The organism is Mesorhizobium sp. M0761 (assembly GCF_040320205.1).
Lineage (GTDB): Bacteria > Pseudomonadota > Alphaproteobacteria > Rhizobiales > Rhizobiaceae > Mesorhizobium.
Genome location: NZ_JAMYPF010000008.1, coordinates 119829 through 133262 on the forward strand (window position 1 = coordinate 119829; position 13434 = coordinate 133262).

At 62.3% G+C, this 13434-nt stretch carries 11 protein-coding genes and 1 tRNA gene; 6 read left to right on the forward strand and 6 right to left on the reverse strand.

Annotated elements, in window-relative coordinates; genetic code table 11:
* Positions 1-17: 17 nt before the first annotated feature.
* Positions 18-704 carry a Crp/Fnr family transcriptional regulator gene (locus NKI32_RS15590; protein WP_023682508.1) on the reverse strand — a complete coding sequence of 229 codons (687 nt, stop codon included), beginning with the start codon at positions 702-704 and terminating at the stop codon, positions 18-20.
* Between the two features lie 509 nt (positions 705-1213).
* On the opposite strand from NKI32_RS15590, the gene NKI32_RS15595 reads away from it, so the two are divergent.
* Both NKI32_RS15595 and NKI32_RS15600 read left to right on the forward strand, forming a co-directional pair.
* A complete protein-coding gene (locus tag NKI32_RS15595) occupies positions 1214-3478 on the forward strand; it encodes a DNA/RNA non-specific endonuclease (RefSeq protein WP_352512074.1) in 2265 nt (754 codons plus the stop codon).
* A 248-nt stretch (positions 3479-3726) separates the two neighbouring features.
* Entirely contained in the window at positions 3727-3999 is a 273-nt protein-coding gene (locus tag NKI32_RS15600; RefSeq protein ID WP_023706833.1) for a hypothetical protein, read from the forward strand.
* Between the two features lie 38 nt (positions 4000-4037).
* Here the strand turns inward: NKI32_RS15600 and NKI32_RS15605 are convergent.
* Positions 4038-4112, reverse strand: a tRNA-Val gene (locus NKI32_RS15605).
* 128 nt (positions 4113-4240) lie between these two features.
* Entirely contained in the window at positions 4241-4924 is a 684-nt protein-coding gene (locus tag NKI32_RS15610) for a phosphoglycolate phosphatase (RefSeq protein ID WP_353002958.1), read from the reverse strand.
* Positions 4925-5079: 155 nt separating this feature from the next.
* Between NKI32_RS15610 and rpiA the strand changes: the two genes are divergently transcribed.
* The 3 genes from rpiA to gor all read left to right on the forward strand — a co-directional run bounded on the left by rpiA (position 5080) and on the right by gor (position 7931).
* On the forward strand, positions 5080-5811 hold the full coding sequence (rpiA, locus tag NKI32_RS15615; protein WP_023741217.1) for a ribose-5-phosphate isomerase RpiA: 732 nt from the start codon (positions 5080-5082) through the stop codon (positions 5809-5811).
* Complete coding sequence (locus tag NKI32_RS15620) at positions 5798-6415, forward strand: DUF2059 domain-containing protein (RefSeq protein WP_023668979.1); 618 nt, start codon at positions 5798-5800, stop codon at positions 6413-6415. Before rpiA ends, NKI32_RS15620 begins: the two co-directional genes overlap by 14 nt.
* Before the next feature lie 124 nt (positions 6416-6539).
* Entirely contained in the window at positions 6540-7931 is a 1392-nt protein-coding gene (gor, locus tag NKI32_RS15625; RefSeq protein WP_353002959.1) for a glutathione-disulfide reductase, read from the forward strand.
* 74 nt (positions 7932-8005) lie between these two features.
* Here the strand turns inward: gor and mgtE are convergent, their stop codons facing one another.
* Together mgtE and NKI32_RS15635 are read right to left on the reverse strand one after the other, a co-directional pair.
* On the reverse strand, positions 8006-9373 hold the full coding sequence (mgtE, locus tag NKI32_RS15630; RefSeq protein WP_353002960.1) for a magnesium transporter: 1368 nt from the start codon (positions 9371-9373) through the stop codon (positions 8006-8008).
* A gap of 290 nt (positions 9374-9663) precedes the next feature.
* Positions 9664-11550 (reverse strand): ABC transporter ATP-binding protein/permease, encoded by a 1887-nt coding sequence (locus NKI32_RS15635; RefSeq protein ID WP_353002961.1) that lies wholly within the window; start codon positions 11548-11550, stop codon positions 9664-9666.
* Positions 11551-12155: 605 nt separating this feature from the next.
* Between NKI32_RS15635 and NKI32_RS15640 the strand changes: the two genes are divergently transcribed.
* On the forward strand, positions 12156-12590 hold the full coding sequence (locus NKI32_RS15640) for a hypothetical protein (protein WP_353002962.1): 435 nt from the start codon (positions 12156-12158) through the stop codon (positions 12588-12590).
* 125 nt (positions 12591-12715) lie between these two features.
* On the opposite strand, the gene NKI32_RS15645 is transcribed toward NKI32_RS15640, so the two are convergent.
* On the reverse strand, positions 12716-13396 hold the full coding sequence (locus tag NKI32_RS15645) for a DsbA family oxidoreductase (protein ID WP_353002963.1): 681 nt from the start codon (positions 13394-13396) through the stop codon (positions 12716-12718).
* Positions 13397-13434: the final 38 nt, after the last annotated feature.

Below are 13434 nucleotides of genomic sequence, written 5' to 3' on the forward strand. Positions count from 1 at the left end.
CTGATTCGGGATCGGCGTCAGTCGTCGTCCTGCGATTCGGCGATATGGCGCAGCGCCCCGGTGTCGGTGATGCGCAGGCCGCCGCGTTTGATGGCAATGAACGAGCGGTTGCGCCAGTCGTTGAGCGTCTTGTTGACGGACTCGCGCGTGGCGCCGAGGAACTCTCCGAGTTCCGATTGCGAGATCGGAATCCAGCCGGCGCTGTCGGCCATCACCTTGGCCAGGAAGACCAGGCGTTTGGCGAGCCTCGCCTCGATGCCGAAGAAGGCCTGGTCGCCGAGTTCGCCGCTGACCCAGCGCAGCCGGGCGCACAGAAGTTCGATCATCGCGCGTGCCAGCGGTGGATTTTTCTCAATGCGATCAAATAGTTGTGTCCTGCTGAGCGAAACCAGCTCGCAAGCGGTCAGGCAGATGGCGGTGGCGGTGCGTGGCCGCCCGTCAAGCGCGCCGATCTCGCCGACGAGGCTGCGCGACAGCTCGATATTGGCCACCAGCTTCTGCCCGCCGGGCGAATAGATCGAGATTTCCACCGTGCCGCTCATGACCCCGTAGATCCGGTCGGCGGCATCTTCCTGAACGAACAGATGCTGGCCGGCGGCGTAGCGCTCGACCTTGCAGCCGCTGAACAGGATATCGAACAGCTTTGGATCGATGCGTGCCAGGCGCGGCAGATCGTTTCTGTCGTTGGGGCCGCCAAAAGCCATGTTCCAAATTCCCAATTGCCGCAATCGGCGAAGTTTAAGGGCCGAAGTCTAAGGCAAGAGTGCACCGCGTCAAAGGCCGGCGTTCATCCCTTGCGATTACGCCTTCTAAAGGCGTGGCGCAGTGGTCGCGCCCAGTGCCTGGCTCGTGCCGGGCGGAAAGCCGTCTGCACGCGCGGCGGGAGGAGCCGCGCGTGCAGGCGCCAACTGATTAAAATGGTTAGGTGATAAAATTTCTGTAAAACCGAGCGGCCGCAATGGCCTTTCCGCCTGTTGCGATAGCTGGGCGCAAACAGCGTGAGCGTCTGTGACGGAGATCACATACGGCATCGCTGAAATAATGCGAGCGTCATACACCGCGCGAGCGACTGCGGCAAAGAGACATGCCGACGTTGCGCTTCGGTCATCTTCGACGCGAGTTGATTTGTTTCCTCGCCTGCCAGTCAGAATTGCACCAGTCTAAAATGGGGCAATACACTTCTTTACTTCGACAGAACCTTTGGGGGGCGACTATGCCGGTCAGCAGAGAGCAGCGAATCCGTCAATATCTCGATCTCGTTACCGGGGGCGAGGGGACTGAATCGGTCCTCGGCAACATGGAGACGATGGCAGGCGGCGGCCTGGAATCCCTTGCGCCTGCGGAAGCCGGCAAGACGGAGGCGGCGTTTGAATCGGCGCGCGCTGGCATGGAGAGCCTCGCGCGGGGCGCCGAAGTCGCGCCCGAGCAGCTTTCCGATCTGGAAGCCATAATCATCCCGGAGTTGCGGCCGGTCTATGACATCAAGGATGGCACCTTTACGACGCTGACTTTCGACGGCGCTCCGACACCTGGCCATTCGCTGTGGACGAAGCTTACCAGCGAGGCCGCATTGAAGCAGCGCATCGAAGCCGCCCTGCCGGCGATCGGGCGTATCGAACTGTTGTGGAACACCAATATCCCTTACGGCGGCACGGGCTTCGTCGTCGGCCGCAACCTGCTGATGACCAACCGTCATGTGGCGCAGATATTTGCGGACGGCCTTGGCGACCGCAATCTGCAATTCATCAACGGCCGCGCCGCCGGCATCGACTTCAAGCGCGATTCGGCGGCAGGAAACGTCTTCAATATCCGCAATGTCCGGATGATCCATCCCTATTGGGACATGGCGATCCTCGAAGTCGAAGGCCTGCCCGACAACATCACGCCGCTGTCGCTCGCGGTCGCCGACGCGCGCGATATGCTGCGCCAGGAAGTCGTCGCCATCGGCTATCCCGCGTTCGACAATCGCAACGCGGTCGATGTCCAGAACGAGCTCATGCGCAATCGTTTCCAGGTCAAGCGCCTGCAACCGGGCATGCTGCAGGGCGGCTTCGATACGGAGAGTTTCGGTAAGATCGTCAGCGCGGCGACACATGATTGCTCGACCACTGGCGGCAACTCCGGCACCGCCATGATCAACCTCGCCACCGGCGAGGTCGTGGCGCTGCATTTCGCCGGCCGCTATCTCGAGCGCAACTACGCCGTGCCCACCGGCGCGCTCGCCAAGGACCAGCGTGTCGTCGACCTCGGCCTCAATTTCGCCGGCGCCGCCAGCGGCGGCCCCAACGGTTGGGGCGCATGGTGGACCAAGGCGGACAGTGGATCGCCGGCCGAGGGCGTAAACCTGGTTGAAGTCGGCGGCGTCAAGCAGATCCCGGGCGTCGCCACCCAGACGCCTTCATCGGCAGGCGTCGTCGTTTCGCCGGGCGGCAGCGTCACCTTCGAAGTGCCGTTGCGCATCACCGTCTCGCTCGGCGCAACGCCTGCCCATGAAGCGGTCACGGAATCGGTCGAGCTCGAAGCGGCCAAGCCGACCCCTCCAGGCGGCGCATTCGTTCCCAAAACGGTCGCGGACTATGCCGGCTATAAGGGCTACGACGAGAAATTTCTCTCTGGCGGCACTAAACTCGCGCCGGTCGTTGTGCCGATGCCTGAGGCCACCGACCTCTCAGTGCTGGCGCCGCTCAAGGCCGGCGGCACGCAACTCGACTACCAGAATTTTTCGCTCAAGATGCACGCCAAGCGGCGGCTGGCGCTGTTCACCGCCTCCAACGTCACCGAGGAGAGCAATCTGCGCGAGCCGGAAAAGGGCCGCAACTATTCGCGCGGCGGCCTGTTCAGCGAGCGCTGGTTCGCGGATCTGCGGCTCGACGACAAGTACCAGATCCCCGACGTCTTCTACACCCAGGATCAGGGCGCCTTCGACAAGGGTCATATCGTCAGGCGCGATGACGTAGCCTGGGGCAGCACCTTCGAGCTGCTGCTCAGGGGCAATGTCTGCTCCTTCCATGTCACCAATTGCTCGCCCCAGGTCGAGGGCTACAACCGCTCCGACAGCGGTGAGAAGAACTGGGGCGATCTTGAGAACCACGTCCTGTCGGAGGCGGCGAGCGAACGGCTGTGTGTCTTCGCTGGCCCGGTGCTCGCCGATGATGACCGAACCTTTGCCGGCAAAGGCCCCAAGGGAACAAGTCTTCGCGCGCCGGTGCCGCGCCGTTTCTGGAAGGTGATCGTGGCGCGCGTCACAGACGGGCTCGCCAGCTATGGCTTCGTCCTCGAACAGGATCTGTCGGACACGGAGCTGGAGTTTGCCGTCTCCGACGAATTCATCGGCGCCATGTACCCGCTAACCGAAATCTCCGAAATGACCGGCCTCACCTTCGACAAATCGATTGTCGACGCCGACCAGTACGAAACGGTTCGTGGCGGCGAAATTGCAATGCGGGCGGGATCACGGAGACGAAAGAAGAAGGCTTAGGCTCGCGCGGCGCTGCGATGCCTTGCAGGGAACACCATGACCGAATGGACGCAATCCAAGCCGACCTCCCTGCTGCCGGCCACGCGCCCCCGAGCGGTACCAATTAGCGCCAACACAGCGGAGATCTGGATCAGCACATAGCTGACGGCGAGCCGGGCACCGGAAAGAAGTCGTTCGTCAAAAAGCCGTGATGCAGCGCGTCGAGATAGCGGCAATAATACGGGCTGGTTTTCATTCGGGGTTTTTACATGCGCACACGTCACGCCATCATGCTTGCACTTTCCGTGCTTTCCATTCCTGCCGTCTCCATCCCGGCGCAGAAGGCACGAGCGCTGGAGCCTGAAAAATACACGGTCTACTGCGCCAACGATCACATCGAGGTTTCGTTCTGGGATCTCGAGCAGATGAAGGTGCGGAACGGATCCGATGTATGCCAGTTCCAGAGCTACACGAGCTACTCAAGCGCGTTGAACTTTGCGCAGAAGAATTTTGGTGGGGAAGGGGCGAGTTGCAGCTGCTAGGAGTGCTGGCTTGGAGTGTGCTGTTCCGGGAAAGAAAATGGTGGGCGATGCAGGGATTGAACCTGCGACCCCACCCGTGTGAAGGGTGTGCTCTCCCGCTGAGCTAATCGCCCGCTCGTTGCCCGAAGGCCAAGCGAGCCGCGATATAAGAGAGGCATGCGGTTGAAGTCAAGGCGATGCGCCTGCCTTCTACGCCTGAAATAGGCAAGGGCGGACGCTGCCGCGCAATCGCCCGTTTCGTTCAGCCGGTCGCCGCAGCAATCAGCCGTTCCGCCAGGTCGAGCGTCAGCGCGTCGAAATGCGAAATCACCGCCGACGGCTCGAATTCCCTGACATGGCGGTCGGTGTAGCCGAAATCGACGGCAACCACGGGAATGCCGGCTGCCTTGGCCGTGTCGATGTCGGTCTGCGAATCGCCGACCATCAGCGCATGGTGCGGGTCACCGCCGGCGAGCCTGATGGTTTCGGTGAGATGGCGCGGGTCGGGCTTGCGGAAGGCGAACGTGTCCTGGCCGGCGATCGCGGCGAAATGCTTTGTCAGGCCGAGCGCCTCGATCAGCGCTTTCGAATTCGCCTCGTATTTGTTGGTGCAGATGGCAAGTAGATAGCCGGCCGCCTCGAAACGGGCGATCGCCTCGACCACGCCGGGGTAGGGGCGCGACTTGCCGGGGATGTTGAGCGTGTAGTGGTCGAGGAACAGCTTGAGCAGCCGGTCGTGCTCCTCCACCGCCAGCGACTTCTGCTGCGCGGTATGCGCGCGCTCGATCATCACCCGTCCGCCCTGGCCGACAAAACGCCGGAAGCCGGCCTCGTCGACAGCGGCAAGCTCGCTGGCGGCAAGGCTGTGGTTGAGGCTGTCGAGCAGGTCCGGCGCCGTGTCGATCAGCGTCCCGTCGAGGTCGAACACGATGATCGGTTGGGTCATGGCCTGTCCTGTGGCTGATGCATTGCAGGCAGGCGATAGCGGCTGCGCTTCTTTCAGGCAAGCCGGTGCGAGCCAAAGTCTTTGACCCTGCGGGCAAAAGTGCTAGGAGCGCGCATCCAGAAAAATCAGAACCAAGCCAAATCCCCGGGGCGAGCATGGATGCGAGGCAGTTGAAGGTCGAGGCCGCGCGGGCTGCCCTTGCCCATGTCAGCGACGGCATGCGCATCGGCATCGGCACCGGGACGACGGCCGACGAATTCGTGCGGCTGCTGGCCGAAAAGATCGCCGCGGGCTTGACCGTCATCGGCGTGCCGACGTCGGAGCGCACTGCAGCCCTTTGCCGCGAACTCGGCGTGCCGCTGTCGACGCTTGAGGAAACGCCCGAGCTCGACCTCACCGTCGACGGCGCCGACGAGATCGACGCGGCGCTGACGCTGATCAAGGGTGGCGGCGGCGCGCTGCTGCGCGAGAAGATCGTCGCGGCGGCATCTCAGCGCATGATCGTCATTGCCGATCGCTCGAAGATGGTCGACACCCTTGGCCGGTTTCCCTTGCCGATCGAAGTCAACCGGTTCGGCCTGTGCGCGACCGAAATCGCGGTCGCGGCAGCGGCCAAAAGTCTCGGCCTTTCCGGCCCGGTTACATTGAGGATGACGGGGGGCCAGCCTTTTGTTACAGACGGCGGCCATTTTATCCTCGATGCATCTTTTGGCCGCATTCCGGATACAAGAGCGCTTTCTAATGCTCTCCATGCCATTCCTGGTGTGGTCGAGCATGGTCTTTTCATCGGGCTGGCGTCAGCGGCCATCATCGCCGGCGGCGACGGCATCCAAACCGTCCATGCCGCCCGAAAACCAGGGAGTTCTACCGATCATGATGTTGCATAACCGGGTTCGCAATCTTTGCGCCGTTCTGGCGGCTTCGGCCGTTTTCGCCTTCTCCTCCCCGGCGTTCTCGCAGGAGATCACGGAATCGCATCTGAAGGCGGCACGGGCGGCGGTCACGGCAATCCACGCGACCGACTCGTTCGACAACATCCTGCCGCAAGCGGCGGCCTCGCTCGAGCAGCAGCTTATCCAGAAGAACCCTGATATGCAGGAGCTGATCGGCAAGACCGTCAGCGAAAAGGCACTGGCGCTGGCCTCGCGCCGTGCCGATCTGGAGAAGGAAGCAGCGCTCGCCTATGCCAAGGTGTTCTCCGAGAAGGATCTCACCGACATCGCCGCCTTCTACAATTCCGATGCCGGCAAGAAGCTGCTCGACAACGGCCCCAACGTGACGCGCGAACTGGTCAAGGCCGCCGACATCTGGCAGAACGGCCTGGCGCGCGATCTCGCCCAGCAGGTCGGCGAAACGCTGGCAGCCGCCGCGAAGGCCGCTGCTCCGGCCGCGCCTGCGCCGGATAACGCAACTGCCCCCGCCGATGGCGCTGCACCTGCCGACGGCGATGCGCCCGCAGACGGTGACCAGCCGGAAGCGCCGAAGAACTAAGACGTCTGATTTCGCCACCGGCATCCTTGCCGCTGGACCAGAAAGCCCGGTGGAAACCGGGCTTTTCTTTTGGCTTGATGCAGCCTACCTGTCTCAAACATTTCTTGGGGCAAGGAACAGCAGCATGGCCGGCTACGACTACGATCTCTTCGTCATCGGCGGCGGCTCCGGCGGGGTTCGGGCGGCGCGCGTAGCGGCAGCGCTCGGCAAACGTGTCGGCATCGCGGAGGAATACCGCTATGGCGGCACCTGCGTCATCCGTGGCTGCGTGCCGAAAAAACTCTATGTCTATGCCTCGCAATTTCCCGAGCATTTTGCCGACGCCGCCGGCTATGGCTGGACGGTGCCGGAGGCGAGCTTCGACTGGCCGACGCTGGTCGCCAACAAGGACCGCGAGATTGCCCGTCTGGAAGCGATCTACGAAAAGAACGTGAAAGGCGCCGGCGGCGAGACGTTCCACTCGCGCGCCATGCTGGTCGACCCGCATGTCGTGCATCTCCTGGGCGATGACCGCACCGTCACCGCCGACCAGATCCTGATCGCCACCGGCGGCCGGCCGGCGCCGCACCCGGCGCTGCCCGGTCACGAGCATTGCATCTTTTCCAATGAGGTTTTCGACCTCAAGCAACTGCCGAAGGCGATCATGATCGAGGGCGGAGGCTACATCGCCGTCGAATTCGCCAATATCTTCCATGGCTTGGGCGTCGACACCACGCTGGTCTATCGCGGCAAGGAGATACTGTCGCGCTTCGACATGGACCTGCGGCACATGCTGCACGAAACCATGGAAAAGAAGGGGATCAAGATCCTCTGCCACGCCGTGTCGGAATGGGTCCGCAAACGGCCGGACGGCAGGCTGGATGCGTTGGTCACCGGCGGCAAGGTGCTGACGATCGACCAGGTCATGCTCGCCATCGGCCGCCTCCCAAACACCGAGAATATGGGCCTGGAAGGCGTCGGTATCGAGCTCGGCATAACCGGCGCCATCGTTGTCGACCAGTATTCCCGCACCAACATCGACAACATCTGGGCGATCGGCGACGTCACCAACCGCGTGCAGTTGACGCCTGTGGCGATCCACGAAGCCATGTGCTTCATCGAGACCGCATTCAAGGGCAATCCGACCGCGCCCGACCACGACACCATTCCGACCGCCGTCTTCTCACAGCCGGAGATCGGCACCGTCGGGCTGTCCGAGGACGATGCCGTCAAGCGCTACTCCGATATCGAAATCTACCGCGCCACATTCCGGCCGATGCGGCACACGCTGTCGGGTCGCGACGAAAAGATGCTGACGAAGCTGGTGGTCGATGGCGCCACGCGAAAAGTGCTCGGCGCGCACATCCTCGGGCCGGACGCCGGCGAGATGGCGCAGTTGCTCGGCATTCCGCTGAAGGCCGGCGTCACCAAGGATGATTTCGACCGCACCATGGCCGTCCACCCGACGGCAGCGGAGGAACTGGTCACCATGTACAAGCCCACCTACCGCGTGAAGAACGGCCTGCGGGTCGATTGACGCCCGCGCGCTCGATCTTGAAGAACCCCCCATGGCAGCCGCTGTTGCCACCGCGATGGGAGGCCTGAAGCTTATTACAACAAAGTGCTGCGCAGGATGACCAGCGCCACCGAGAAATAGATCACCAGGCCGGTGACATCGACCAGCGTGGCGACGAACGGCGCCGAGGCGCTCGCCGGATCGAAGCCGATCCGTTTCAGCGCGAACGGCAGCATCGACCCCGACAGCGAGCCGAAGGTGACGATGCCGACGAGTGCTGCCCCCACGGTCGCCGCGATCAGCGGCCAATGCGGCCCATAATCGTAGAAGCCCATATATTGCCAGAGCGCGATGCGGCAGATGCCGACCACGCCAAGCATGGCGCCGAGCACGAAGCCGGTGGGCAATTCGCGCAACGCCACCCGCCACCAGTCGCGAAGGCCGATTTCGCGCAGCGCCAGCGCGCGAATGACGAGCGAGGTCGCCTGCGAACCGGAATTGCCGCCCGAGCTCATGATCAGCGGGATGAACAGAGTGAGCACGATCGCTTTTTCCAGTTCGCCTTCATAGCTTTGCATGGCATTGGCGGTCAGCATCTCCGAGATGAACAGCGCGCACAGCCAACCGCCGCGCTTCTTGATCATGGCGAGAAAGCTCATCTTCATGTAGGGCTCGTCGAGCGCCTCCATGCCGCCGAAGCGATGCGCGTCCTCGGTCGTCTCCTCGATCATGGTGTCGATGATGTCGTCGATGGTGACGATGCCGAGGATCTTGCCATGGTCGACGACGGGAACCGCGAGCAGGTCATATTTGGAGATCGTCTGCGCCAGAGTTTCGCGATCGGTCAGCGGCGTCACCGTCACCGGGGCGCGATCCGGCGCCACCGACAGGATCGGATCGTCCGGCTCGCCGGTGATCAGCCGGCGCAGGCCGGTCGAGCGCACCAGCACATGCGTGTCTGGATCGACGATGTAGATGGCGTAGACGGTCTCCCGCGTCCGCTCCACCTTGCGGATGTAGTCGAGCGTGCGCCCGACGGTCCAGTCCGACGGCGCGCTGACGAATTCGGTCGTCATGATCGAGGCGGCGCTGCCTTCGGGATAGCCGAGAATGGAAAGCAGCGTTGCCCGCAGCGGCGGGACCAACCCGCCGAGCAGCTCGGAGCGCGCCGGTTCGTCCAGTTCGCGCAGGATATCGGCGCCGCGGTCGACCGACATGGCGGTCAGGAGCTTGCACGCTTTGGCGCGCGGCAGCGCCTCGGCCAGATCGGAGGCGCCGTCGAGTTCAGGCTGGTCGAAGATCTCGACCAGCCGCTCGAACGGCATTTCGCAAAGCAGTTCTATCGCGGTATCGCGAGATTCCCGGTTCAGGGCCTCGACGACATCGGCGACGTGATCATTGGCAAGGATACGCGCGATAGCGACGGCATCGTCGCTTGCTACGACGGGGGTAAATTCGTTCATGGCTCACTCCTTGCCGTCCGGCGGGACGTGAGCCGTTAGAGGTCACATCGAGGCGGACGGCGGTTGCGTTCGACTACTGTCGCCAGGCATGGCGCGGTGACCTTTCTGCTCGCGGGTTCGAGTTGGAATTCAGCGAGCGGGCGCAACATAGGAGCGCATCTTGGCGAGTCAATCGCGGGAGTGGCGGAAAACAGCCGGGAGCCGGCCCAATCGCGAGACTGTGATGATTATTGAAGGGGGAGGGAGCGAGTGCCCCGCCGCCAGTGGCGGAACGCGCTTCGGCGTGGCTGCTATTTCTGCTTCAGCCGGCGTGAAAAACGCATCCATTTGTCCTCGACCGGCCGCGGCTGCGTAAGGATGGTGGTGAGCTCGCGCGGAAGGTTCGGAACAAGCGGCCTCTTGGTGGCGACGCCGTCGGCGATCGCGACCACGCTGTGATAGAATTCCTCGCCCGAGGCCGAACGTGGCGGCACCGCCTCGTGCATGATGCTGATCACCGTGACATCGGGGCAATTGTCCTTGATCGCCTGGTGGAAGGCGATCTTGCCTTCGGGGTCGAGCGCGCCGGTCGCTTCGTCGAGGAACAACAGTCCCGGTTGCTGCAGCACGATGCGGGCCACAACCAGCTTCTGCTTCTGGCCGCCGGACAGCAGCTGGTCCCAGATCTTTCCCTCGCGGCTTTCATCGGCCATGTGTTCGATGAAATCGCCAAGGCCGGCCTTGTGCAGGGCTGCCGCGACCTGCGCATCGCCATAGTCGTCCTCGGAGCCGGGCAGGCACACCAGCTGCTTCAGCGACACCTGCTGCAGCTTGACCTCCTGGGCGGCATAGAAGCTCCTCACACCGTCAGGGAAGACGATGGTGCCGCGGCCATAAGGCCACAAGCCGTTGATCGCCTTGATCAGCGAAGTCTTGCCGCAGCCGGATTCGCCCTTGAGGAATGCCCACTCGCCGCGCCGAAAGCGCAGATTGGCTGCGCTCAGGAACGGCGTGGCGTCTTCACCCTGATGCGCCAGTTCAAGCTTCTGGATGGTCAGGCCGAAGACCGGGTTCTGGCTGGCATAGTGGAAGTCGGAACGGCCGGTCTGGCTGTAGAAGTCCTGCGGCTGTTGGACGTTTTCAATGGCGTGCGCCAATTCAATGACGCGCTGGCTGTTGGCCCGCAAGGTGGCGAGACTCGGCATGACATGGATGAACCAGGAACATTTGCTGATCAGCGCGTTGACCTGCTCGGAACCGGTTATGTAGCCCTTGAGGTCGACGCCGTTGTGGATGAACGGCACCAGACCAGGTCCGTAGGCGACAACTTTGGCCCCGACGAAATTATAGACCGATTCGAATCCCGCATAGAGGGTGTTGACGATGTTGAGCTTCGACCAGGTGGTATCGATATCGAGATAGAGCCGTCCATGTATCGTCTTTTGCACGTCTTCGCCTTTCGACGCCGACACATGGAAACTGCGGCGCAACAAAGTGATCAGCTCGCTGCGATAGGTGCCTTCGGCCTTCTGCATCCTGACGTTGAGCCACTCCAGCATTCCGCCGAGTTTGATCGCGATCCAGGTATTGACGGGCACGTAGATGGCAACCGCCAGCAGAGCGAGGACGGCGCTGCCATAGCTGCCGAGGGCATCCAGGCCTTTTACCTCCACGGAATTCGCCAGCAAAGCGCCGCCGACAAAATAAAGTGAGGTGAAGACGCCGAACACACCTTGGGCAAGCCCGATGGCGCCGCCCGCCATGTCTTTGATGGATTCCTGCACGCGCTGATCAATGTTGTCGGGCGCTGGCGCATCTGGCGAGCCATTCTGGGCGTGGTAGTGCGTATGGTTGGTATCGAGCAGCGCCTCATTGAAACGCGCGTTCAACCAGGCGCGCCATTTGCGATGCAATGTCGCCGATACAAATTTGCAGGCGCCTGTGATTCCCATGTCCTTGAACACGACCAGCAGCACAAGCAGGCCGGCATTGGTAAGCACCGATTCAAGTGGCGTGGTATTCGCGGCGTCGTGAAAAAAAGCGATTGAGGCTGCCAGTTCGCCCGCCAACACGGTAAACCAGACGTCGGCCTTGCTCGACAGGGCTATGATGAGTGCGAGGACGACGGTGAGAGCCCAGGCCTCTCTCCACCGGTCCGAGAACCAGTAGGCCCGCATCAGTCCCCAGAAGGTCCGCATCGACGATACTGGCGTCAGGGGCGACGGCCCGGCGGGGGCGTCGCGGTTCCAAAGTGCCGATATTGAACGTCGCGGTCTGTCGACCCGAATCACAATCCCGCCCAAACCTTTTTTAGTTTTGTTACGGATAGTAACACCAATTGATCATTTTCTATGAATTTTATCCCGGCGAATGTGAGGCAGCCCACCCGCCGTTGCGATCAGGCAACAGTTGGTGCTGCGAGACCGCCGTCTTTGGGCCCAATTTGTCCTTTGTTTCAATGTGTTGCGAGAACGCTCAGGTGTGCGAAAATATTCCCTGAGGGAAGGCTCATACACGGCTTTGTGACCAAAAGGCCTGCCCGTTGGCCGGTTTTCCCACCGCGCGCTAACCGGATCGCCCGAAAAATTGCCGTCCGTGATCGCCCCAGGTCGCCCGAATCATATCACCGGCCATCATGGTTGGGCACGCAAGATCGTCGCTCCTGTAAAGCGACTGTTCATGAGGGGGCACGCGCTTTTTAGCTGCAGCTCAACACCGTTTGACAATCAAGCGCACTGGAATGAACCTTGTCGGGCACTGTCGGCACCAATGCATGTCCGGTCCCCAACAAGGAAGCTCCCCAATGCTTGTACGCGCCGCCGCTCCCGCAATCCTGTCGTTCCTTGCCTGGCTGCCTCTGGCGCATGCCGGCAGCCAGACCATTGCGGCAAGCGCCGAAGGGCAAATCGAGTTCAATGCTCCGTCCGGCAACATCGGCTGCATCTACACGCCGAAGGGCGGCACCAGCACCTACGAACCACAGGATGGCGGCCCGGAGCTGAGCTGTTCGCGCGTCGAGCCCAGCTACGTCACCGTGATCCTTGGGCCGAACGGCCCGGCGACATTGATCAAGAATCCGGGCGAGCAGGGCTGCTGCAGCGATGTGGCGAAGCTGGCTTACGGAAGCAGTTGGAGCAAAGGGCCGTTTACCTGCCAGTCGTCAACCAAGGGACTGACCTGCACGGGCAGCAACGGCCACGGATTCTTCCTCAGCAAAGCCAACGTGACGGTGAAATAACCCGAGCATGATCCCGAAAAGTGGTTGCCGGTTTTCTCGGACAAACGGGAAACCGTTTTGTCCAGAGATCATGCTCAAACAAGGAGATAGAGCCCATCCCGATTTCCATCGGGATGGAACAGGCTCTAGCCGGCCTTTTCAAGTTCGCCCTTGGCCTTTGCGGCCGCGACTTGGCGGATGGCATCAGTCAGCGTGTCGGCGTCCTGCGCGCCCATGACGGCGTATTTGCCTTCGAGCAGGAAGCACGGCACGCCGGTGATCCCCATCCGCGATGCCGTGGCGATTTCTGTGCGCACCTCCTCGACGTCGGCATCGGTCGGCAGGAGCGTTTCGACCACGGCAGCGTCCATGCCGGCCTCGCGGGCGGCATCGATCAGCACGGCGTGGTCGCCAATATTGCCGCCTTTCTCGAAATACAGTTGGAACAGCCGGCGCACGAGCCGGTTCTGCACGGCTTCACCGGCGGCACCGGCCCAGCGGATGACACGATGCGCGTCCAGCGTGTTGGCGGCGACCTTGATGGCGTCGAAAGCGAAATTGATGCCTTCGGCTTCGCCGAGCGGCTCTACGCGGGCATGCATCTGACGGATGCGCTCGTCGCTGCCGAATTTGGCCAGCATGTATTCGCGCCGGTCCTTGCCCTCGGGCGGGATGGTCGGGTCGAGCTGGAACGGCCGCCAGCGCACATGAACCTGGACGCCGCCAGCAGCGGCGATCGCCTTGTCGAGCCGCCTCTGGCCGACGAAGCACCAGGGGCAGACGACGTCGGAAACCACGTCGACGGTAATGGAATTGTCATCGCTCATCTTGATCTCCTGCAGCCGAACGTTTCAGCGAGACCGAT